This is a genomic window from Marvinbryantia formatexigens DSM 14469 (genome assembly GCF_025148285.1).
Taxonomy (GTDB): Bacteria; Bacillota; Clostridia; order Lachnospirales; family Lachnospiraceae; genus Marvinbryantia; species Marvinbryantia formatexigens.
In genome coordinates this window covers 161,541-183,848 of record NZ_CP102268.1, presented here as the reverse complement: position 1 = coordinate 183,848, position 22,308 = coordinate 161,541, and the positions used below count along the sequence as shown (strand labels likewise).

The 22,308-nt window shown below is 46.7% G+C and carries 26 protein-coding genes, 2 tRNA genes and 1 pseudogene; 20 read left to right on the top strand and 9 right to left on the bottom strand.

Features of this window, described 5'->3' with window-relative positions:
- Positions 1 to 13 precede the first annotated feature (13 nt).
- From relB to NQ534_RS00850, 14 genes are all read left to right on the top strand, one after another.
- Positions 14 to 238, top strand: coding sequence for a type II toxin-antitoxin system RelB family anti-toxin (relB, locus tag NQ534_RS00915; RefSeq protein WP_006860191.1), 225 nt, complete (start codon positions 14 to 16; stop codon positions 236 to 238).
- 126 nt (positions 239 to 364) lie between these two features.
- The gene (gene sigK, locus NQ534_RS00910; protein WP_040781495.1) at positions 365 to 991 is read left to right on the top strand and encodes an RNA polymerase sporulation sigma factor SigK; all 627 of its coding nucleotides are present in this window, start codon (positions 365 to 367) and stop codon (positions 989 to 991) included.
- 63 nt (positions 992 to 1,054) lie between these two features.
- The gene (locus tag NQ534_RS00905; RefSeq protein ID WP_006860193.1) at positions 1,055 to 1,615 is read left to right on the top strand and encodes a 4'-phosphopantetheinyl transferase family protein; all 561 of its coding nucleotides are present in this window, start codon (positions 1,055 to 1,057) and stop codon (positions 1,613 to 1,615) included.
- Between the two features lie 132 nt (positions 1,616 to 1,747).
- Positions 1,748 to 3,277, top strand: coding sequence for a YifB family Mg chelatase-like AAA ATPase (locus tag NQ534_RS00900; protein ID WP_330371596.1), 1,530 nt, complete (start codon positions 1,748 to 1,750; stop codon positions 3,275 to 3,277).
- 12 nt (positions 3,278 to 3,289) lie between these two features.
- Complete coding sequence (dprA, locus tag NQ534_RS00895) at positions 3,290 to 4,393, top strand: DNA-processing protein DprA (RefSeq protein WP_006860195.1); 1,104 nt, start codon at positions 3,290 to 3,292, stop codon at positions 4,391 to 4,393.
- 23 nt (positions 4,394 to 4,416) lie between these two features.
- Positions 4,417 to 6,423 (top strand): type I DNA topoisomerase, encoded by a 2,007-nt coding sequence (gene topA, locus NQ534_RS00890; protein ID WP_050778265.1) that lies wholly within the window; start codon positions 4,417 to 4,419, stop codon positions 6,421 to 6,423.
- A 99-nt stretch (positions 6,424 to 6,522) separates the two neighbouring features.
- Entirely contained in the window at positions 6,523 to 7,308 is a 786-nt protein-coding gene (gene codY, locus NQ534_RS00885) for a GTP-sensing pleiotropic transcriptional regulator CodY (RefSeq protein ID WP_040781674.1), read from the top strand.
- 216 nt (positions 7,309 to 7,524) lie between these two features.
- The gene (locus tag NQ534_RS00880) at positions 7,525 to 7,809 is read left to right on the top strand and encodes a co-chaperone GroES (protein WP_040781499.1); all 285 of its coding nucleotides are present in this window, start codon (positions 7,525 to 7,527) and stop codon (positions 7,807 to 7,809) included.
- A gap of 15 nt (positions 7,810 to 7,824) precedes the next feature.
- On the top strand, positions 7,825 to 9,447 hold the full coding sequence (groL, locus tag NQ534_RS00875) for a chaperonin GroEL (protein ID WP_006860199.1): 1,623 nt from the start codon (positions 7,825 to 7,827) through the stop codon (positions 9,445 to 9,447).
- Positions 9,448 to 9,828: 381 nt separating this feature from the next.
- Entirely contained in the window at positions 9,829 to 10,338 is a 510-nt protein-coding gene (locus tag NQ534_RS00870) for a DUF6106 family protein (RefSeq protein WP_040781502.1), read from the top strand.
- A gap of 362 nt (positions 10,339 to 10,700) precedes the next feature.
- Positions 10,701 to 12,155: an IMP dehydrogenase gene (guaB, locus tag NQ534_RS00865; protein WP_040781505.1), complete on the top strand. Its 1,455-nt coding sequence runs from the start codon at positions 10,701 to 10,703 to the stop codon at positions 12,153 to 12,155.
- Positions 12,148 to 13,632, top strand: coding sequence for a methyltransferase domain-containing protein (locus tag NQ534_RS00860; RefSeq protein ID WP_006860205.1), 1,485 nt, complete (start codon positions 12,148 to 12,150; stop codon positions 13,630 to 13,632). Before guaB ends, NQ534_RS00860 begins: the two co-directional genes overlap by 8 nt.
- Before the next feature lie 102 nt (positions 13,633 to 13,734).
- Positions 13,735 to 13,807: transfer RNA gene (locus NQ534_RS00855), tRNA-Gly, on the top strand.
- A gap of 233 nt (positions 13,808 to 14,040) precedes the next feature.
- Positions 14,041 to 14,113 (top strand) — tRNA-Gly (locus NQ534_RS00850).
- Positions 14,114 to 14,130: 17 nt separating this feature from the next.
- Here the strand turns inward: NQ534_RS00850 and NQ534_RS00845 are convergent.
- From NQ534_RS00845 to NQ534_RS00835, 5 genes are all read right to left on the bottom strand, one after another.
- Complete coding sequence (locus tag NQ534_RS00845; protein WP_006860207.1) at positions 14,131 to 15,273, bottom strand: tyrosine-type recombinase/integrase; 1,143 nt, start codon at positions 15,271 to 15,273, stop codon at positions 14,131 to 14,133.
- Positions 15,274 to 15,452: 179 nt separating this feature from the next.
- The gene (locus tag NQ534_RS00840) at positions 15,453 to 15,632 is read right to left on the bottom strand and encodes a hypothetical protein (RefSeq protein WP_006860208.1); all 180 of its coding nucleotides are present in this window, start codon (positions 15,630 to 15,632) and stop codon (positions 15,453 to 15,455) included.
- 224 nt (positions 15,633 to 15,856) lie between these two features.
- Positions 15,857 to 15,940 carry a putative holin-like toxin gene (locus NQ534_RS21810; RefSeq protein WP_416388629.1) on the bottom strand — a complete coding sequence of 28 codons (84 nt, stop codon included), beginning with the start codon at positions 15,938 to 15,940 and terminating at the stop codon, positions 15,857 to 15,859.
- A gap of 229 nt (positions 15,941 to 16,169) precedes the next feature.
- Positions 16,170 to 16,232: a hypothetical protein gene (locus NQ534_RS21950; protein WP_465221309.1), complete on the bottom strand. Its 63-nt coding sequence runs from the start codon at positions 16,230 to 16,232 to the stop codon at positions 16,170 to 16,172.
- A gap of 505 nt (positions 16,233 to 16,737) precedes the next feature.
- Positions 16,738 to 17,151: a helix-turn-helix domain-containing protein gene (locus NQ534_RS00835; protein ID WP_006860211.1), complete on the bottom strand. Its 414-nt coding sequence runs from the start codon at positions 17,149 to 17,151 to the stop codon at positions 16,738 to 16,740.
- A gap of 174 nt (positions 17,152 to 17,325) precedes the next feature.
- Between NQ534_RS00835 and NQ534_RS00830 the strand changes: the two genes are divergently transcribed.
- Complete coding sequence (locus NQ534_RS00830) at positions 17,326 to 17,571, top strand: helix-turn-helix domain-containing protein (RefSeq protein WP_006860212.1); 246 nt, start codon at positions 17,326 to 17,328, stop codon at positions 17,569 to 17,571.
- Positions 17,572 to 17,707: 136 nt separating this feature from the next.
- Here the strand turns inward: NQ534_RS00830 and NQ534_RS00825 are convergent, their stop codons facing one another.
- Positions 17,708 to 18,073 (bottom strand): helix-turn-helix domain-containing protein, encoded by a 366-nt coding sequence (locus NQ534_RS00825; protein ID WP_006860213.1) that lies wholly within the window; start codon positions 18,071 to 18,073, stop codon positions 17,708 to 17,710.
- Between the two features lie 172 nt (positions 18,074 to 18,245).
- On the opposite strand from NQ534_RS00825, the pseudogene NQ534_RS00820 reads away from it, so the two are divergent.
- The 4 genes and pseudogenes from NQ534_RS00820 to NQ534_RS00805 all read left to right on the top strand — a co-directional run bounded on the left by NQ534_RS00820 (position 18,246) and on the right by NQ534_RS00805 (position 20,788).
- Positions 18,246 to 19,637, top strand: a pseudogene (locus NQ534_RS00820) (transposase).
- Positions 19,638 to 20,021: 384 nt separating this feature from the next.
- Positions 20,022 to 20,177 (top strand): hypothetical protein, encoded by a 156-nt coding sequence (locus NQ534_RS00815; protein ID WP_006860216.1) that lies wholly within the window; start codon positions 20,022 to 20,024, stop codon positions 20,175 to 20,177.
- Positions 20,178 to 20,277: 100 nt separating this feature from the next.
- Complete coding sequence (locus NQ534_RS00810) at positions 20,278 to 20,523, top strand: hypothetical protein (RefSeq protein ID WP_006860217.1); 246 nt, start codon at positions 20,278 to 20,280, stop codon at positions 20,521 to 20,523.
- A gap of 121 nt (positions 20,524 to 20,644) precedes the next feature.
- Entirely contained in the window at positions 20,645 to 20,788 is a 144-nt protein-coding gene (locus tag NQ534_RS00805; RefSeq protein ID WP_006860218.1) for a hypothetical protein, read from the top strand.
- Positions 20,789 to 20,924: 136 nt separating this feature from the next.
- Here the strand turns inward: NQ534_RS00805 and NQ534_RS00800 are convergent, their stop codons facing one another.
- The 3 genes from NQ534_RS00800 to NQ534_RS00790 all read right to left on the bottom strand — a co-directional run bounded on the left by NQ534_RS00800 (position 20,925) and on the right by NQ534_RS00790 (position 22,004).
- On the bottom strand, positions 20,925 to 21,188 hold the full coding sequence (locus NQ534_RS00800) for a Txe/YoeB family addiction module toxin (protein ID WP_040781509.1): 264 nt from the start codon (positions 21,186 to 21,188) through the stop codon (positions 20,925 to 20,927).
- Positions 21,181 to 21,438, bottom strand: a complete 258-nt coding sequence (locus NQ534_RS00795) for a type II toxin-antitoxin system RelB/DinJ family antitoxin (protein ID WP_006860220.1) — start codon at positions 21,436 to 21,438, stop codon at positions 21,181 to 21,183. Before NQ534_RS00795 ends, NQ534_RS00800 begins: the two co-directional genes overlap by 8 nt.
- A 200-nt stretch (positions 21,439 to 21,638) precedes the next feature.
- The gene (locus NQ534_RS00790) at positions 21,639 to 22,004 is read right to left on the bottom strand and encodes a helix-turn-helix transcriptional regulator (RefSeq protein ID WP_006860222.1); all 366 of its coding nucleotides are present in this window, start codon (positions 22,002 to 22,004) and stop codon (positions 21,639 to 21,641) included.
- 113 nt (positions 22,005 to 22,117) lie between these two features.
- On the opposite strand from NQ534_RS00790, the gene NQ534_RS00785 reads away from it, so the two are divergent.
- Entirely contained in the window at positions 22,118 to 22,303 is a 186-nt protein-coding gene (locus NQ534_RS00785) for a hypothetical protein (RefSeq protein WP_006860223.1), read from the top strand.
- Positions 22,304 to 22,308 lie beyond the last annotated feature (5 nt).

The following is a 22,308-nucleotide window of genomic DNA, read 5'->3' as shown; positions in this document are numbered from 1 at the left end:
AGGAGTTGATTTCATGAAGAGGTACAAAAGAATCAGAGACCTGCGTGAGGACAGCGATATCACACAGACGAAGATGGCAGAAAAACTGAATATCTCGCAGCGGACCTACAGCCGTTATGAAAATGCAGACAGTCTGATGCCGCTCGATATTCTGGTTCAGATTGCGGATATTCATGGTGTCAGCATAGATTACCTGCTGGAGCGCACGGACGTGCCCGGAATGTATCCGCGCAGATGATGGAAGCGAAGCTTAAATTGTATGTACATGAAATCCGCGTATTTGAGAAGCCAAATTCCGGAGGGAAAAGCACTAAAAAGGGAGTTTTCACATAAACTGATAGAAACCCCTTTGAGGTGCTTTTTTATGAAGTCTTTTCCAAAGCCGCTTACTCCCGAAGAAGAAGCCTGGTTTCTTCAGAAATATAAGGAAGGCGACCTGGAAGCGAAAAAAATTCTGATTGAGAGGAATTTGCGGCTGGTGGCGCATGTGGCGAAAAAGTATCAGAAGCAGGGGGAGGATGGGGAAGAGCTGATCGCCGTGGGAACCATCGGGCTGATTAAAGCAGTCTCTACCTTTAATCATGCAAGAACCAACAAGCTTGCTACCTATGCAGCGCGCTGTGTGGAAAACGAGCTGCTGATGCTGTTTCGCTCACGAAAGAAAATTTCACGGGAAGTATCCCTGAATGAGCCGATTGGAACAGATAAAGAAGGCAATGAAATCAGTCTGATCGACGTCATCGAGGGCGAGAATATTGACGTCATCGAACGCATGGAGCTGGACAGAAATACACGGACGCTTTACCGTCTGCTGGAAAATGTTCTCACGGAGAGAGAAAAAGAGATATTAAAGCTCCGGTACGGGCTTTATGGAAAATCGGAGATGACACAGCGGGAAATTGCTGATAAAATGGGAATATCAAGGTCCTACGTATCCAGAATCGAAAAGAGCGCGGTCGCAAAGCTGCGGCAGCATTTTCTCGCCTCATAGGAGGGCGTTTTTTGCATCGCAGATTCCAGAGCGTGGATGACGGATGTATAAGGGGAGAGAAGCATGATTTATTTTTGCAGAAAAGACCTGGATAGCCGGGGACAGAAGCACGGGGAACAGACGGGGGCGGCAAGGGAGCTGCTTCTTGCCGGGCTTCGTCTGGAATATGGTATAAAGCAGCTCCCGGATATTGCGGCGGATGAGATGGGAAAGCCGTATTTTCCCGGAATGCCGCAGCTTTTTTTTAATTACAGCCACTGCCGGGAGGGAATTCTCTGCGGCATCAGCGACGCGCCCATCGGTGTCGATCTGGAACCGGTACGGGAACATAAGGAATCGCTTGTGCGGCGTGTGTGCCATCCGCGGGAGGCGGCACTTCTGCAGGAGACGGAGCAGAAGAATCCTGCACTGACGAAAATCTGGGTGGCGAAGGAGGCGTATCTGAAATATCTGGGTACCGGTATCCGCAGCGACCTGCGGCTTCTGGATATGTCCGCGGCGGTGCTGCACGATGAAATCCGTTTTGGCGGCTGCTTTCTGCATTTCTGGAGACGGGAGGATATTTGTATGTGCGCCTGCACAGAAAAGCCGTATTCCGGGGAATTGCGTCAATTTGAAATTTAATTATGTTTTTGTTGCATTTTTTAATTATATATGATATCATATCGATAAAGAAAGTCAAAACTCTTTTCTGGAAAATCTGAAAATCTTTCATCACCCACATGCGGCACTGCAGCGATAAAAGGAGGAATGCGTTTGTTTAGTACAGTGATGTCTGCGTCTGTTCTGGGCGTTGAGAGCAGACCGGTGAATGTGGAGGCGGATATTACCGACGGGCTTCCGTCGTTTACAATGGTCGGCTTTCTGTCGACACAGGTGAGGGAGGCGCAGGAGCGCGTGCGCACTGCGCTGAAAAACAGCGGGCTGCGCATGGAGCCGAAGAAAATAACGGTCAATCTTTCGCCGGCGGATGTGAAAAAAAGCGGGACAGGCTTCGACCTGGCGATTGCCGTGGCAGTCGCTGCCGCCTACGGCAAGATTGCCGGGGAGCGTCTGCGGGGCTTTCTGCTTGCCGGGGAATTAAATTTAAACGGCAGAGTGCTGCCGGTTCCCGGCATTCTTCCCATAGCGGCGGGCGCGGCGCAGTGCGGCTGTCATACCTGCATTGTCCCGAAGGAAAATGAAAAAGAGGGGGCGGTCATTTCCGGCGTCAAAATTATCGGTGTATCGACGCTTGCGGAGGCGATTGCGTATTTAAAGGGCGAGAGAGCACTGCAGCCGGCGTGTGCCGGAAATATGGAGGAGGGCGTACCGGCGCAGTATGAGGATTTTGCGGAGATAAGCGGGCAGGCGGCAGCCAGACGGGCGGCGGAGGTGGCGGCAGCCGGTTTTCACAATCTGTTGATGACCGGTCCGCCGGGCGCCGGAAAATCCATGCTGGCGAAGCGGATACCGGGAATACTGCCGCCGCTTTCCCTGAAGGAGAAGATAGAAATTTCAAAGATTTACAGCATTGCCGGTATGCTGACAGGGGACCGCTATCTTGTGCAGGAGAGACCATTCCGCGCGCCGCACCACAGCATCACGGCAAAGGCGATGGTGGGCGGAGGCGGACATCCCCGCCCCGGAGAGGTAAGTCTGGCGCACAACGGAGTGCTGTTTCTGGACGAGCTGCCGGAATTTTCGCGGGAGACGCTGGAGGTACTCAGACAGCCTCTGGAGGAGCGCCGCGTGTGTATTTCAAGAACGGCGGGAAGCTATGAGTATCCGGCAAATATCATGCTGGTTGCGGCGATGAATCCCTGCCCGTGTGGCTATTATCCGGACATGGAAAAGTGTACCTGCACGCACGCGCAGATACAGCGGTATCTGAACCGCATCAGTTCGCCGCTTCTGGACCGCATCGATATCACGATTGAGGTGCCGGCGGTACAGTACCGGGCGCTGGGAGCGGCCAAAACGGGGGAAACCACGGAGCAGATACGCGAAAGAGTGCTGCAGGCGCGCCGGATACAGGAGCAGCGGTACCGGGATACACCATTCCGTTTTAACGCGGACCTGGACCAGAGTGGGATACGTGCATACTGCGCCCTTGGCAGGTCGGAGGGAAAAATAATGGAGGAGGCTTTTGAAAAGCTTGATCTGAGCGCGCGGACATATTACCGCATTCTGAAGGTGGCGCGGACGATCGCGGATATGGAGGGGAGCGGGAACATCAGAAGCCGCCATCTGCAGGAGGCGCTCTGTTACCGCAGTATCCACCGGCGCTACTGGATAAACCGGTAAAGAGGAGAGAAAATGGAAAACGGATTTAATGAGAAAAGAGAGCTGGAATGGTTCTGGCTCTGCAGCATTCCGGGACTTTATGAGGCGGACCGCAAAAAGCTTCTTGCAGTCTGGGATAAGCCCGGACGGGTGTATGATGCGGCAAGGGGAAGGGAGCAGAAAATACCGGTTCTGAGTGAAAAAAAGATGGACGCCGTGCGCCGTCACTGGGAGCTTGCCAGGGCGCAGCAAGAGTATCATAAGTGGCAGAGAAAGGGAATACAATTTATCAGCTGCGAAAATCCGGCGTACCCGCAGCAGCTTCTGCAGATTGTGGATTATCCTTCCGGGCTGTTCTGCAGGGGAAGGATGGTTTCACAGGAGGAAACCTGTGTGGCGGTGGTCGGCGCAAGGATGTGCACTTATAATGGAAGAAATACGGCGGAGAGCCTGGCAGAGAGACTTGCGGAAAACGGCATTTCCGTGGTGAGCGGTATGGCGTACGGCATCGATGCGCGGGCGCAGGAGGCATGTCTTAACGCCGGCGGCAAAAGCTACGCTATTCCTGGCTGCGGAGTGGATATCTGTTATCCGAGGGAAAACAGGCGGCTGTATGAGGCGCTCATCCAGAGCGGCGGGGTGATATCGGAGTTTTATCCCGGTACTGCGCCGCTTGCCTTCCATTTTCCCATGCGCAACCGCATTATCAGCGGTTTGTCGAAAATTGTTGTGGTGGTTGAGGCGAGAAAGAAAAGCGGCACCCTGATTACGGCGGAGCTGGCGCTGGAGCAGGGAAGGGATGTCTACGCGTTTCCGGGGCGTATGCAGGATGCTTTAAGCGCGGGCTGCAACCGGCTGATACAGGACGGAGCCGGCATGATTACGGATATTGACGAATTTCTGGAGACCAATGGTTTCCTCCTGAAAAGAGCTGCGAAAGAGAAAAACTCAAAGATGGTACTTGCATCGTCTGAAAAATTGGTGTATAGTTGTCTGGATTCTGATGCAAAGAACCTGCAGACGCTTGCAGAGGAGACCGATATTCCAGTCTGGCAGGTAATGGGCGCTTTAAGCGCTCTGGAGCTGAAGGGACTTGTATCGGAAAGCGGTAAAAATAATTATGTAAAAATGAAATAATGATTTTTACGGAGGAAATCCTGATGGCGAAAAACCTGGTAATTGTGGAGTCTCCCACAAAAGTCAAGACGATAAAGAAATTTCTCGGTTCGAATTATGAGGTGGCGGCATCCAACGGGCATGTGCGGGATCTGCCCAAAAGCCAGCTCGGTATTGACGTGGAGCACGGCTATGAGCCGAAATACATCACTATCCGCGGAAAGGGGGAGCTGCTTGCGTCGCTGCGCAAGGAAGTGAAAAAGGCGGATAAGGTCTATCTCGCAACCGACCCCGACCGTGAGGGAGAAGCGATAAGCTGGCACCTCGCACATGCGCTGAAGCTGGATGAAAGCAAGATGCGCAGAATTACGTTTAATGAGATTACCAAGAATGCGGTGAAGACCTCGCTGAAAAATCCGCGGCAGATCGATATGAATCTGGTCGACGCACAGCAGGCGAGACGTATGCTGGACCGTATGGTGGGCTACGAGATCAGCCCGCTTCTCTGGGCAAAGGTAAAGCGGGGCTTAAGCGCCGGAAGAGTGCAGTCGGCGGTGCTCCGTCTGATTGCGGACCGTGATGAGGAAATCAATGCGTTTGTGCCGGAGGAATACTGGACACTGAATGCGGTTCTGGAGGTACCGGGCTCGAAAAAGCCGCTGGAGGCAGCTTTTTACGGGACGGAGAAGAAGAAAATGACCATCCGCTCCCGTGATGAGCTGGATGCGGTATTGAAGGAAATAGAGCAGGAGGAGTTCCATGTTGCGGAAATCAAAACGGGAGAGCGCGTCCGCAGGGCGCCGCTGCCGTTCACGACCAGCACGCTGCAGCAGGAAGCTTCCAAGGTGCTGAGTTTTTCCACACAGAAAACGATGCGTATCGCGCAGCAGCTTTATGAGGGAGTCGATATTAAGGGAAACGGTACCGTCGGTCTGATTACGTATCTGCGTACAGATTCGGTACGTATTGCGGATGAGGCTGACGCGGCGGCAAAGGAATATATTGCAGAGCAGTACGGAAGCGATTATGTGTCCGCGGGAAGCCAGGCGAAGGCGTCCGGCAAAAAAATCCAGGATGCGCACGAGGCAATCCGTCCGAGTGATATCGGGCGGACACCGACGCTGATTAAAGAGTCGTTATCCAGGGACCAGTTCCGTCTCTACCAGCTTATCTGGAGAAGATTTGCGGCGAGCAGGATGGCAAGCGCCCGTTACGAGACGATCTCGGCAAAGATTGCCGCCGGACAGTATTATTTCACGGCATCGGCTTCCCGTCTGGCGTTTGAGGGCTTTATGGCGGTTTATACGCAGGACTCGGAGGAGGACGAGAAGAGCCAGTCCGTGCTTGCAAAAATCACAAAAGAGACGCTGCTTGTGAAAAAAGAGCTGCAGGAGAAGCAGCATTTCACGCAGCCGCCCGCCCACTATACGGAGGCGGCGCTTGTAAAGACGCTGGAGGAGCTTGGCATCGGGCGTCCGAGCACGTATGCCCCGACCATCACGACGCTGCTTACACGCCGGTATGTGATTAAGGAAAACAAAAATCTGTATATGACGGAGCTGGGCGAGGTAGTCAACCAGATGATGAAAAAGGCATTCCCCAGTATCGTGGATGTAAACTTTACGGCGAACATGGAGTCGCTCCTCGATAAGGTGGAGGAGGGCGTTGTAAACTGGAAGACAGTTGTCAGCAATTTTTACCCGGACCTCAAAGAGGCTGTAGAAAAAGCGGAAAAAGAGCTGGAAAGCGTCAAAATCGCGGATGAGGAGACTGACGTCATCTGCGAGCAGTGTGGGCGCAGTATGGTGATTAAATACGGTCCGCACGGGAAATTTCTGGCATGTCCCGGTTTCCCGGAATGCCGCAATACCAAGCCGTATCTGGAAAAAATCGGCGTGCCCTGCCCGAAATGCGGCGGGGAGCTTGTGGTGCGCAAAACCAAGAAGGGCAGACGCTATTACGGCTGTGAGAATAATCCGGAGTGCGACTACATGACGTGGCAGAAACCGAAGCCGGAGCAGGAAGAAGAGGAAAAACAGGAAAAAAAGTAATTGTCTGAAATTAATATATTTTTTGTTGATGATTTGTGAAAACTGTGATACACTGAGCGCATGGGACAGCAGACAACAATGGGAAAGGAAGGAAGCCAAATGAGTGTACAATTATTGGACAAGACACGAAAAATCAACAAGCTTTTGCACAACAACAACTCCAGTAAAGTCGTTTTCAACGATATCTGCCAGGTTCTGACGGATATCCTGGATTCAAATATTCTGGTTATCAGCCGTAAGGGCAAGGTTCTCGGCGTCAGTCTGAGCGACCAGGTAGAGGAAATCCACGAGCTGATCGCGGATAAGGTGGGCGGTTTTATAGACCCGCTGCTGAACGAGCGCCTGCTGGCGGTTCTGTCTACGAAGGAGAACGTAAATCTGGAAACGCTGGGCTTTGTGGACGGGGATGTCGGAAAATACCAGGCAATTATCAATCCGATTGACATTGCGGGAGAGCGTCTCGGAACGGTTTTCATGTATAAATGCGACAGCCAGTATACGATTGACGATATTATTTTAAGCGAATACGGCACGACGGTGGTCGGGCTGGAAATGATGCGCTCTGTAAATGAAGAAAATGCGGAGGAAAACCGGAAAATCCAGATTGTGAAATCTGCAATCAGCACCTTATCCTATTCGGAGCTGGAAGCTATCATCCATATTTTTGACGAGCTGAACGGGAACGAGGGCATTCTTGTGGCGAGCAAGGTGGCGGACCGCGTGGGAATTACGCGTTCCGTGATCGTCAATGCGCTGCGCAAGTTTGAGAGCGCCGGCGTGATTGAGTCGCGTTCCTCCGGCATGAAGGGCACCTACATCAAGGTAGTAAACGACGTTGTATTCGATGAGCTGGAGGAAATCAAGGCAAGCCGGAAGAAATTCTGAGCGGCGTGAGTTTACAAATTTTTTAGAACATATATTGAAAAAGTGAGAAAACGGGAGCATTCAAAAGATATCGGGAGCTATCAGAAGAATGGTTCCGTTTTTTGACGACGTATAAAGTTGCATATTTTACATATATTTACTAATATATGAACTGTGATTAGCACTCGACTGAAATGAGTGCTAATAATAAGAGAATCGATGAAGGAGGAAGCAATCATGAAGTTAGTACCATTGGGTGACAGAGTTGTATTAAAGCAGTTTGAAGCAGAAGAGACCACAAAATCCGGAATTATCCTGGCAGCAAAATCGCAGGAGAAGCCGCAGCAGGCAGAGGTTATCGCAGTAGGACCGGGCGGTGTTGTAGATGGCAAGGAAGTTGAAATGCAGGTTAAGGTTGGAGATAAAGTTATTTATTCCAAATATGCCGGTAACGAAGTGAAGCTGGACGACGAGGAATACATCATTGTAAAACAGAATGATATTCTGGCAATAGTAGAATAAGGAGGTTGCATTATTATGGCAAAGGAAATCAAATATGGTTCAGAGGCAAGAGCAGCACTTGAGGCCGGCGTAGATAAGCTGGCAAATACGGTCAAGGTAACACTTGGACCGAAAGGAAGAAACGTCGTACTTGACAAGCAGTACGGCACCCCGCTCATCACAAACGACGGTGTTACCATCGCAAAGGAAATCGAGCTGGAGGATGCGTTTGAAAATATGGGCGCACAGCTTGTAAAAGAGGTTGCTACCAAGACAAACGACGTAGCCGGTGACGGTACGACAACAGCAACCGTTCTTGCACAGGCAATGATCCAGGAAGGTATGAAGAACCTGGCGGCAGGCGCAAACCCGATCGTTCTCAGAAAAGGTATGAAGAAGGCAACCGATACTGCGGTAGAAGCTATCGCATCCATGAGCAGCAAGGTTACCGGCAAGCATCAGATGGCGAGAGTTGCAGCTATCTCCGCCGGTGATGAGGAAGTTGGAAATATGGTTGCGGATGCTATGGAAAAGGTTTCCAATGACGGCGTTATCACCATCGAGGAATCCAAGACCATGAAGACGGAGCTTGACCTGGTAGAAGGTATGCAGTTTGACAGAGGTTATATCTCCGCATACATGGCAACCGACATGGAGAAGATGGAAGCAGTGCTGGAAGATCCGTACATCCTGATTACCGATAAGAAGATTTCCGTGATCCAGGATATCCTGCCGCTTCTGGAGCAGATCGTGCAGTCCGGCAGAAAGCTGCTGATCATTGCAGAGGATGTAGAGGGCGAAGCGCTCACCACGCTGATTGTCAACAAGCTGAGAGGAACCTTCGGCGTAGTTGCTGTAAAGGCACCGGGCTATGGCGACAGAAGAAAAGATATGCTGAAGGATATCGCAATCCTTACCGGCGGACAGGTAATCTCCGAGGAGCTCGGTCTGGAGCTGAAGGATACCACTATCGATATGCTCGGACGTGCAAAATCGGTTAAGGTTGCAAAAGAGAATACTGTTATCGTGGACGGCGAGGGCAATCGTGATGAGATCAAGGCAAGAGTTGCACAGATCAAAGCACAGATTGAGGAGACAACCTCCGAGTTCGATAAAGAGAAACTGCAGGAGCGTCTTGCGAAGCTGGCAGGCGGCGTAGCGGTAATCCGTGTCGGCGCAGCTACTGAGACAGAAATGAAGGAAGCAAAGCTCCGTATGGAGGATGCTCTGAATGCAACAAGAGCAGCCGTAGAAGAAGGTATCGTAGCAGGCGGCGGTTCTGCATATATCCATGCGGCGAAAGAAGTAGAAAAGCTGGTTGAAAATCTGGAAGGCGACGAGAAGACCGGTGCAAGAGTAATTCTGAAGGCACTGAGTGCTCCGCTGTACCAGATTGCAGAAAATGCAGGACTTGAAGGTTCTGTAATCGTAAACAAGGTTATGGAAACCGAAAAGGGCTACGGCTTCGATGCATACAAAGAAGAATACGTAGATATGATTGAGGCGGGCATCCTTGACCCGGCGAAGGTAACAAGAAGCGCGCTGCAGAATGCAACCAGCGTAGCCGCTACCTTCCTCACCACAGAATCCTGCGTCGCAAACATCAAAGAACCGGAACCGGCAATGCAGGGCGGTGGAATGAACCAGGGAATGATGTAAGCGCATAAGCACGAATGCAACAAAGGGAATGTGCGCCTGCGTAGCAGGCGGTAAGGAGGACGGGAGCAAATCCGCTGACTGCTTGCAGGCAGAAGGAATTGCTCCCGTCCTCCGGAGTCTGCGGAAGCAGACAGGCACATTCCCGTAAAGTTATATGAGTGCAACGGATAACGAGGAAACGAAGTTTCCGAGTGTGCGCCAGCGCGATTGCGCAGCGTGAAGTACAGGAAACAAAATCCGCTGACTGCTTGCAGGCAGAAGGAATTGATTCCGTCCTCCGGAGTCTTCGCCTGGGCACCATAAATATATCAGGACACTTGCAAATTCCTTTTGCAAGTGTCCTTTGTATATGCTATACTATTCGAAAAGGAGGACTCGGACATGAGTGATTTGTACACGGAGATTATTGTAAAAAGAAAAAAAACGGCAAAGGACACTATCTTGAAAGCCCTGCTGATCGCAGTGACGGTTCTTGCTGTGCTGGCGGCGCTGTTTACCACACTTGGAATTTTCGCCTTTATTGCGGCAGTCGTGCTTGTGATTGTGGACTTTATTTTTATCCCGACGTTTGATGTGGAGTTTGAATATCTCTACGTAAACGGAGAACTGGACATCGACAAAATCATGTCGAAGCAGAAAAGAAAACGCGTGTACAGCGCGGACGTCAAGAATCTGGAAATCATGGCGCCCACAAAATCCCATGCGCTGGATGCCTACAATCGCAGACAGGATTTAAAAACGCTGGATTTTTCTTCGCGCGATGAGCAGAATCAGTCGTACACGATGATCATCAAGGGAGAAAAAGGGCTGGAGCGCGTGCTCTTTGAACCGAACGAGGTTATTCTGAAAGATATGAAGCGCATGGCGCCGCGGGAAGTCAGCCTGTACTAATATCAGGCTCATTGTTATAAGGGTATATGCGCTTTGCACATCTGTAAAAATGGAAAAACAGCTCTTGGCAGATAAATCTGTACGGTCTGCCTTTCCATTTTTTTTGCATGACGGAACTGTAATGGCAGGTAACAGTTCAGCCAAGCTGCCCTGTTACCTGCAAAAATCCATTTAAAATCGCTTCGCGATGGGATTTTGCACTCTTGCATCATTTTCTTACGGTCTTTGCAGCGAGTGCAAAGACCTGTCTGAACTGTTACAATGGCACAATAATTTTGCCGAAAAAAGAAGAAACCGGCTGTTGACAGCCGCAGTGATATTTGATAGAATATCGGGAAATACATGAAAGAGAGGAAAAGAAGATGGGTCGTATCATAGGTGAGGGAATTACATTTGACGACGTGCTTTTAGTACCGGCATATTCAGAGGTGATTGGAAATCAGGTCGACTTAACCACGTATCTGACGAAAAAAATCAAACTGAATATTCCGATGATGAGCGCCGGAATGGATACCGTTACAGAACACAGAATGGCGATTGCGATGGCAAGACAGGGCGGCATCGGAATCATACACAAAAACATGTCTATTGAAGCGCAGGCGGAAGAAGTAGACAAAGTAAAACGTTCAGAAAACGGCGTTATATCAGATCCATTTTATCTTTCACCGGAAAACACGCTGGCGGATGCCAACGAGCTGATGGCAAAATTCAGAATCTCAGGAGTACCGATTACAGAGAACGGGAAACTGGTAGGAATCATTACAAATCGTGATTTAAAATTCGAAGAAGACTACACCAAAAAAATTAAAGACAGCATGACCTCAGAAGGACTTGTCACGGCCAAGGTCGGCATCACGCTGGAGGAAGCGAAAAAAATCCTCGGCAAGGCGCGCAAGGAAAAGCTGCCGATCGTTGATGACGACTACAACTTAAAAGGTCTCATCACCATCAAGGACATCGAAAAGCAGATCAAATATCCGAACTCGGCGAAGGATGAGCAGGGACGTCTTCTCTGCGGCGCGGCAATCGGCATCACGGCGAACTGTCTGGAGCGCGTGGAAGAGCTCACAAAAGCGCACGTAGATGTGGTCGTGCTTGATTCCGCACACGGTCATTCCATGAATGTCCTCAGATGCGTGAGAATGATTAAAGAGGCGTATCCGGACCTGCAGCTGATCGCCGGAAATGTTGCGACGGCGGAAGGCACCAGAGCGCTGATAGAGGCTGGTGTGGATGCGGTGAAGGTCGGCATCGGACCAGGTTCCATCTGTACCACCCGTATTGTTGCCGGCATCGGCGTACCGCAGATTACGGCGGTAATGGACTGCTACGAGGCGGCAAAGGAAAGCGGTATCCCGATTATCGCGGATGGCGGTATCAAATACTCCGGCGATATGACAAAAGCGATTGCGGCAGGCGCCAATGTCTGCATGATGGGAAGCATCTTCGCAGGCTGTGACGAGAGTCCGGGAACTTTTGAGCTTTATCAGGGAAGAAAATACAAGGTATACCGCGGTATGGGCTCGATTGCGGCGATGGAAAACGGCAGTAAGGATCGTTATTTCCAGTCGAATGCAAAGAAGCTTGTGCCGGAGGGCGTGGAAGGACGCGTAGCGTACAAAGGCAGCGTGGAGGATACCGTATTCCAGCTGATGGGTGGTCTGCGCTCCGGTATGGGATATTGCGGCGCACCGACGATTGAGGACCTGAAGCAGAACGGAAGATTTGTAAAGATTTCGGCAGCTGCTCTCAGAGAATCCCATCCGCACGATATTCATATAACGAAAGAGGCACCGAACTACAGTGTTGATGAATAAATATCTGAACAACTTAAAAAACGGAGTAGACCTTCGCGATTCCGCGCTCGGTCTGAAAGAAGAGATAAGAAAAACACACAGCGGGAAAACCCTTGCAAGAGAGCTTGCAGGGGATTTCTCCGTACTTACGGACCTTTTAACGCATGAGGACCCCAAGGTCCGCAAAAATGTGGCGCTGGTTATCGGAGAGCTGGGGGAGGAGTCACTGAAGCCGGTTCTCTGGGAGGCATACCAGAGGGAGACCATCCTTTATATCCGCGCGGACTATTTAAAGGCGCTGTCCCACTACGACTGCACGCCGTATCTGGATACGATAAAGGCGCGCATGGAGGAACTGGACCGCATCGCCGTGACGCCGGAGGAAGAAAAGCATGTTTACTGTGAGCAGACGGCACTGAAGACGGTGCTTGTGAAAACGGAAAAGATGCAGAAGCACACGTTTACGGCAATGCATGAGCATCTGGAGGTTATCCTGATTACAAACAGGGAAAACAGGGAAGCGACAGCAGAGCAGTTATACAGGCCGGAAAAGGTCCGTATGCTGGCAGGGGGCATCCGCTTCGAGACGGAGAATCTGGATCGTGTGCTGCCCATCCGCACTTATATGGAGCTGCTGTTCCCGGTTCCGGGGCTGGAGCATCTGGAGGGAAGCCCGCAGAATATGGCGGAGCAGCTCGTGCAGTCGCAGCTTCTGCCGTTTCTGAAAAAATGCCACCGGGAGGAGCAGCCGTTTTACTTCCGCCTGGAGGTGCGCGCGCAGTTGTCCAATGAACAGAAGGTGGACCTGGTGAAAAAGCTTGCGCGTGCGCTGGAGAAGGAGAGCGGACGGCAGCTTCTGAATGCGCCGGGAGGCTACGAGATAGAGATACGCCTGGTGGGAAACCGGGAGGGACGTTTTATTCCGCTGCTGAAGCTGTATACTATAAAGGACCGCCGGTTTGCTTACCGCGCAGGCTCGCTTCCGGTATCCATCGCTCCGGTAAACGCTGCGCTGATTATGTATATGGTGAAGGAATATCTGCGTGAGGGAGCGCGCGTGCTCGACCCGTTCTGCGGTGTCGGTACCATGCTGATTGAGCGCAGGCAGGTGGTGACGCCGGGAACGCTCTACGGCGTGGATATCCTGGAGGAAGCCGTACAGAAGGCGCGGAGAAACAGTGCGCTGGCGCACGTCAATGCGCATTATATCAACCGTGACTTTTTCGATTTTACACATGAAAAGCCGTTCGATGAGATTGTAACCAATCTTCCGGCAGCCGGCAGGCTCAGAAATCTGGATAACGTGGCGGCGCTGTATGACCGCTTCCTGGAATACATTCCTAAAGTGGCGAGACGGGGCGCAACGATTGTGGCGTACACGCCGGATTTTGGTATTCTGAAGCACAGTCTGGAGGAGCACGGGGAATATTATATCAAAAGGTCCATCTGTATCAATGAGCGGGAGGGCAGTTTTGTAGTAGTATTCCGATTAAAATAGAAAAATAGAAAAACTTTAAAAATAGTGTTGACAAATTCGGACGCATGTAGTATAGTATTGATTGTCGACGGGAACAGGATAAAGAAACGAAGTCGACAATATGCGCGAGTGGCTCAGTTGGTGGAGCGCGACCTTGCCAAGGTCGAGGCCGCGGGTTCGAGTCCCGTCTCGCGCTCTGAAAAATCCAGTTGAATACTGGATTTTTTTGTTGTTGTGCATACGACAAAAACGTCCGGTGGACGTTTTTTAGTTGTCCTAAATGATGAGGGAATCAGACAAATAGAAGTGAACAAAAAAATTTCTGCAGAATTTTGGAAAAATGTTTCATTTTTGTGTTGACAAACTTCAAAAGATATAGTATAGTATTCAATGTTGACAGGAACAAGAAAGAAATGAAGTCAACAATATGCGCGAGTGGCTCAGTTGGTGGAGCGCGACCTTGCCAAGGTCGAGGCCGCGGGTTCGAGTCCCGTCTCGCGCTCTTAAAAACCTCAGTATTTACTGGGGTTTTTTGATTTCGTGTTGCGTTTCGTGTTGCATAGCACTTTCAAAGTAGCTGTCAATAATGCTATCGACTCTTTCACGTTCTTCCGAAAATGTCTGCATATATATTTTTTTCATAACTCGGTCAGTTTTCCATCCGCCACGTTCCTGTGCATATTTATCAGGTATCCGAAGTAATGCCATGACAGAGGCGTTCAAGTGCCGGAGGTCATGAAAGGTAATATGTTCCATGCCGTTTTCATCCTGCAGACGTATCCAGCGCCGGTAAAGTGCCCTTCCGCTCATCTGTACAAGGCTGTCACCCTCCACCTGGTCTATTAAATATTTGATATAGGGTGGTATTCGGTGGCGGCGGGTCCGTGTGGGATTTTTTGGCATTTCTTTTCGAACAGCTTTATGTCCGACATCAACAACGACCTCGTTTACGGTCAGATAATCTCCGGATATAGATTTTGATTTTGTTAGTCCGCGTACTTCTGACATGGAAAAAGATAACCACATTGCAAGTAGAACAGGAAGTTCTATTTCTGTTCCTTTAACGATACGCATGACATCTCCGGCGGATGGAAGTTCTACTATACGCTGGGCGACAGTAGGAAGCTCAATTTCCTCAAAATCAATATTCTTGGAATATTTGTGCAACACAGCGCTGACAAGACCCCATTCGTTTTTGAGACGTTTGGCAGATATGGGTTTCTGTATTCTTTTTGTTTTATTACTGGGACGCCGTGCTTCTACGTTTATGGCTTCCTGCAATATTTGTTCATCTAAATCCTTCAGCTTGAAATCCATCAAATCTTGGAATGCATATTTTTTAATGCACTCATAATCCTGGATAGTGGTAGGTGAGCGATTCAGAATCTTTCTGGACTCAATATATGCATCGATTGCCTCTGTGAGCGTCATTTCACCGTATTTCGGGCGTTTTTTCATTAATAGGGTATCTTTCTCCAGCTGATATTGTGCAGCGGCTAATTCTGCCTCCTTTTTGCCGCGTGGGGAGGGGTCGTTGCTGGTAAACGATTCGTATATGCGCTTGCGCTTCATTTTTCCGGTTTTTTTGTCATAGACTTCTTCAGTATGGCTGTAAGCAAGGCATCGCCAGGAACCAGATGGAAGTTTTTTTGCTGTTGCCATTTTACCAATCCTCCTTAAAAAATGTATAAAAACTAGCTATACAAGAGTGGGAGAATTATGGTATAATCTTCGTGTCTGGGGATGATTATACCGATTCTCTGGAATCTGTATAGGAATCTATGTAAAGCCGTCCGATGCTGGTAACATTGTACGGTTTTTACATTTGACAAAAGATATTATCAAAGACTGATAATGTCTGGAGTGCCATTGGTGATATAGCGGGCACTTAGGAATTTTGAGTAAATGTATTTACAATCTTTTAAAAATTGGCTATAATATATTTGACAAGGCAGCCGGGAAATCGCAACGATTAATCCAGCAACAGCTATGATAATCATGAATTCTTCGTATGTACTCATAAGCATCATCCTCCTGTCAAGATTTAGGATGGATGGCACGCACGTTCCCCGGCTGCCCGGTTAAGCGTATTATTCAATTATTTTATCAAAATGTGTTTACAATCGCTTGAAAACTGACTATAATATACTTAACAGGACAGCCGGAAAGTAGGTGCACACTACCCATCCCGGCGAAAACAAATGACTAAGAAATCAGCCGTCTACTTTTGCAAGGAGTGGGACGGCTATTTCTTATGTGCATAACTCAGAATTGCAATGATTAATAAAGCAATGCTTACAATTAGGTTCAATTCTTCATATGTACTCATAATAATCACCACCTTCCGTCAGGATTTCGGAATGGGTGAGAGCACGTCCCCCGGCTGCCCGGTTAAGCATACTATTCAATTATTTTTATTAAAATGTGTTTACAATCTTCTGAAAACTGGCTATAATATACTTAACAAGACAGCCGATAAGGGAGGTTAAGGCTCCCCGTCTAGGCAAAAATGATTAGCTAGGAAGTAGCCGCCTATTCTTTACCAGAGAGCAGGGCGGCTATTTCTTATGTACATAATTTAGAATGGCAATGACTAAACTGGCAGTAGCCAGAATTATCATGAATTCTTCATATGTGCTCATAAGCATCCCCTCCTTTCAAGACAAAGGATGGGAGAACCATAGCCGCTCTATCAGCTGCCCGGTTAAGCATACTATTCAATTATTTTTATCAAAATGTGTTTACAATCTTCTGAAAACTGGCTATAATATACTTAACAAGACAGCCGGAAAGTGAATGCATCTCACCCACTCTGGCAAATATGTACTAAAGAATTAGCCGTTTACTTTTCCAGGGTAGGACGGCTATTTCTTATGCGTATAATTCAGAATGGTTACAATCAAACTGGCAGTAGCCAGAATTATTATAAATTCCTCGTATGTACTCATAAGGCACCACCCCCTTCTGACAAGACTCAGAGTGGGTGGAAGCACGTCCCCCGGCTGCCCGGTTAAGCATATTATCAAAGAACAAGTATAACGCATGGTGTGTCATTTGTGACACGTAAGTATTAAAGTTTAAGTGAAATGGACATATATAATTTTAGAGTGTTTTTCCGTGTAATATTTATGCCATTTTTTCGATGTCTCTTTTTTCTGTATAACCAAGCTCCAGTAATTCATCAGCGCGCTCCTGCAGTTTTTGTTTTCCAGCAGTATTTAATTCTCTATATATATCAACAAGCTTTTTTTCCTTATCATTTAATTCACAGGAAGATTTTTCTGATGGTACATTAACAAATTTTTGTGTACCGATTAATACATCGATAGATACACCAAAAAATTTAGAAAGCTGAAGCATGGTTGTAAGCTGAACTTTACGTGTTCCCGCTTCCCAACCTGCATATGTACTCTGCAATGTTCCTAAAGCGGCAGCGATTTCAGCCTGTGATAATCCGCGTGCTTTTCTTAATTTTGCCATATTATTTCCAAATTCTACATATTCTGGACCACGTGATTCGACTTTACGTTCCCTTCCCATTATTGATACTCCTTCTTGCGATTTAAGTACATTATAAACGCAAAAAAATGATTTATAAAGATAAAATAAACGCGAAATGCGTGTTTTTTGCGCGATACGCTTGACAAAAACACTATTTGAGTTTAATATAAATGGACAATATAACGCAATTTGCGTTAAAAAGGAGGTGAGAAGATGGCAAGAACACAAACTAATATTTTTCCTATGCTAAGGGTAAAGATGGCGTTTTTTAATATCAACACGTCTGAACTGGCTGAAATACTGCAAATGAGTGAGGACAGCACCAGGAGGCGTTTACGTGGAGAAGTGCAGTTTGAATTATCCGAAATTGTAAAATTGATGAAATTCTTTTCATGTACTTTTGAAGAACTCTTTGGAGATACGACAACAACGGGGAAGCAGATTAGTAATTTTTACTGAAAAAGATTCTGTAAGATATTTCCGTTATTTTTGGTGGCAATGTCGCTGTTATTAAATCGCAAGGGAAGGGGAATCGTACACAAGAAAAGAGCAGGTGTAGATTAACACCTGCATTGCCTGTTGATGATTTATGGAATTAGGATTCAGAGCTTGAGCATAGTGCTTTTTCGACGTCATCTAAAGCGTTAATGAAGGCAAGCACAGCCTTAATTTGGTCATCGTTCATTTTTTCAAGCTGAGATAATGCCTTTTGATGAAGAGCAGATAAGGTTTTGTTCTTACTAATTTGCTTCAGTTTTGGTTCGGTACCATTGAGAATCCATTCAGCGTTATAGCCGTATTTCTCTTCAATAAGTGTAGCGAGGGACTGAGATAAATTAATTTTAGGCTTTTTTAAGAGCATGGAAATATAGCTTTCAGATACACCAATTTCGGTGGCTAATTGTTTTTGCTTTAGATTATTTTCTTGTAATATAAGTTTTATTCTGTCACATTGATTCATATTCGTACCTCCCTATGATTTATACAATATTAGGCGTTTGCGAAACGCCACAGCCCGCATAAAATCGGGCTTTTTTCTTTGATAAAACAGAACAACTCCTCACAGGTTTGTGGTAAAATTTAAGTGACCAAACAAAAATCAACCATATCCACCTGAAAGGAGTTGTACCTATATGATACCATACAATCAGCTTTCTTTGGCAGATATTTTTTCAGATTGCCAGGAAATTTTTGAATCTGACAGACCTCAGTTTCTGTCCCTCTTACAACAGCACATTGACCTTGATGAAATTGTTCCTGCTTCTTTCCGGAAGCATTTCTATGCATCAACGGGCAGATCCCGTAAATACCCTCTGAACGCTTTTTTATGGGCGCTTATCATCCAGCGGATTTTTTCTGTCCCTACTGACTCCCTGCTCCTTGTTTTCCTTCAGTATTCCCGGCATCTCCGTGAATTCTGTGGTTTCAACAAGGTTCCAGATGCTTCTAAAATCACCCGGTTCAAGCAGGATTTTCTTGAAGATCTGCAGCTCCTTTTTCACCACCTGGTCGATCTTACTGAGCCAGTCTGTCAGGCAATCGATTCTGCCAGGGCTGATATGACCATCTTTGATTCCTCTGGCATAGAGGCCTGGGTTACGGAAAACAATCCCAAATATTCCAACCGTATTATCAAACAGCTCAAAGCATATGCAAAGACCATGCATTTTGATCAGAACTATGACCCTTACAAGGCTGCTTACGGCTCCATGCCTTCCCATGCTGCCGCAAATTCCGATATTAAGCAGCTTTACATTGACGGGCATTTTTGTTATGCCTACAAATTTGGCATTGTCACAAATGGTCTGGGCATTGTCCGGCATATCGACCTCTACAATAAGGATTTTTTTGATAAGCATCCTGAAATTATTCCTGGAAAGAAGTCCGGTTCTCCGGATGAGGATAAATCGGTCCATGATGCCAGGCTGCTTATCCCTACTTTACAGGACCTGTTTGCTGCACATCCCCTCATCAGCCCGGATATTTTTTTAGGAGATGCCGCCTTTGACTCCGCCAGACTTTATAAAGAGCTTCTTTCAGAGACACCTTTGGCATGGATGCTGACGGTAATGGCATTCACTTTCAAAAAGCCTACATCCCATTAAATTCCCGTTCCGGACTGGAAAACAGTGACTGTTCCGTAAATGAAAATGGGATCCCCTGTTGTCCGGATGACCCATCCCTTCCCATGAAATATGAAGGGACCAGTAAGCGGAAGAACGGCATTGTGCGCTATAAATTCAGCTGTCCAAAAGTCAGATGGGAAAAGAATCCTTCCACAGGAAAATATCACCGTGTCTGTCACTGTGACACTCCCTGCACATCTTCACCATGCGGAAGAATGGTATACCTTTACCCGGAAAAAGACTTCCGTACTTATCCCGGCACTGTGCGTGGGACTGAAGAATGGAACGATACATACAGGATCAGAACCACTGTGGAACGCTCCATCAGCCACTTCAAAGACAGCTTTGGGATCGCCGGCCGCAAGACGCAAAATGAGAAAACGCTTCATGCTGATCTGATCCTGGCCGGCATCACACAGCTTATCGGAGTGATTCTGGCTGATAAGATCGAACAGCATCAGTACATCCGAAGCCTTAAACCCCTAATTGCATAGAAGTTACTATTTTTAAAACAAGTTTTTTCATTTCCCTCTATAAATGCGCCCATTTCCTGTTCAATTCCAACTTATATCATGATCCACCATGTTTTTCCGTTCTTTTCAATCTCAGATATTCTAAACTCCCAAGCTTCGGCACTAATTAGAGCTATATCCGGAACCTGTTTCGCAATTACCTAATTTATACAATATCAATAAAACTTAAATTAGTCAAGAAAAATATATTGACAACTTAAACTGTTTATAATATACTTCAATCAGTGAAGAAAAGAAAGGGGATATTTAAGTGAAACAGGATAATAGAGATATCGCAATTAAAAAAATCACAGAAATGTCACAAGAACGAGTTTCTAAAGTATTAATCTTTATGGCGGGGATGGAAGCGGAACATGTTATTGAAAAACAGGACGAAATGGGGCAGTCAAGTAAAATAGCTCAATAGACCAATAGGACACATGGTTTCTATAAAATTTTAATTTTTCAAGACCCACTATGGTATTTTAATGATTCTATAAACTATAGAATAAGAGAGAAGGACTAACATGCCAGTTATCAAGAAATCAGACGAAGAAATAAGGTATGCGCTAATGAAGGGGAATATTCTGAAGCGTATGGAGGCATATCAAGTAACAGATAAGCAGATGGCACTGGTTACTGGTATGGCAGAAAAGACATTCGCGCAGAAGAAAAATCATCCGGAGAGATTTACATATCCGGAGGTGATACGGCTGTGCCGGAAATTGAAGTTTCCGGATAATGAAATACTTGAAGTAATCCGTCAGAAATAAAGCAGACAGCGTGTCATAAATGACACGGGTGGCTGGAATGAATTGAAAAATACATGGCGGTGCGGACGATTTAAAGGAAACAAGTGCAATCAGTCTCCAATATCTTGGCAGAGGGAGTTTTATGGCATACCGAAACATTGCAATTATAAACGGAGAAGAGAAAGAACTAAAAGAGCTTTCGGAAGAGGAACGCAAACGTCTGGCGGAACTCTGGAACAGGAGGGCAGCAGAGGCGGTTAATTACAAGGAAGTAGAATCGGCGTAACAGAAGATGTATGAATCAGGCTGATGTCTGTGAATAAAAAAACGGTATACGATAGTACCAGTGAATTATACTGGTGGGGATGAGAAGTACGGAAAGAAAAAAATCCCGGATAACAGGCAATCCGGGATGAACGTTATTATTTATTGTTATAGTGAGTCCGACACTGAAGAATTTCAATCCGGTTTTCGACAATTCGATATACCAGACGGTTGGAATCATCTATTCTGCGGCTCCAGTAACCCTGCAGGTTGCCCTTCAAGGGCTCTGGTTTACCAATACCAGTATAACCGTTGCGGTCGATATCCTGTAATAACTGGTTAATACGTTTTAATGTTTTTTTATCCTGTTTTTGCCAGTAAAGATAATCTTCCCACGCAAAATCGTCCCATGATTTAATCATCATCCACCTCTATAAGCTCATGTATGGTACCGCCGTTTTTTTCCATACGTTCTTTAGAAACCATTAGGCGCGCCTGGTTTTCAGCAGAATAAAACGGGTCAGCACGAAGCTCAAAAGGAATACCATTATAACGGACTACCTGTTTAAGAAACATTGTGGTGGCGGCAGAAAGACTGATTCCAAGGTCAGAGAAAATCAGTTCAGCCTGTTGTTTGAGTGTGTCATCAACACGGATATTTAAATTAGCCATATGCAACAGCTCCTTTCTTTGTAAAGGATTGTAATGTAATTTTCGTAAAATGTCAACACAATAAACGAAAACTGTATATTAAAATTTTGTAAATCGGATACTTGATGTCGGAAAAGGTGCTCTAGTGAATTGTACTATTATTCACAAACAAAGAGCAGGTGTAGATTAACACCTGCATTGCCTGTTGATATTTTTTAGCATCAGTTTTTATCGGATGCATTGAAAGCTTTTTTATAATCATCTAAAGAGTTGATGAATACTAATACAGCGTCAAGTTCTGCATCGGACATTTTTTCTATTTCAGAAATTAGTCTTTTTTTAGTAGGGGATAATTCGGGAATACGTGATTGTGTTATATATCGTTCACCTTCTCCGGTTAATATCCACTGTGATGAATATCCGTATGTTTGCTCTATGAGTACAGCAAGAGATTCGGAAATATTTTTTCGCTTGCCATTTAACATATTAGATACGTAACTTTCAGTGACTTTGATTGCCTGGGCAAAATCTTTCTGTTTTAGATGCTGCTCATCAAGAATTATTTGGAGCCTGTTTTTTAGTTCCATTCTATCACCCCTTAATCAGTGTATCAAAAAAAGTTTTCTCAGTCAACAGAAATATATTGACAACTTATCCTAGAAATAGTATTCTTATCTCAGAAAAGAAAGGAGGGTTAGGGATGTACAGTAAGAAAAAACTGCAAGTAATTGAGAATGTAAAAAACATGCCAAATAAAGAAGCGGATATTTTGGAAGTGTTTATGTCTGGATTCAGAGCTGGAAAACAATCTGTTATAACAGAAATGGAAAACAATCAGGCGAACAAAACATCTCAACAACCTAAGAAATCACATAATTGCCCATAACCCTT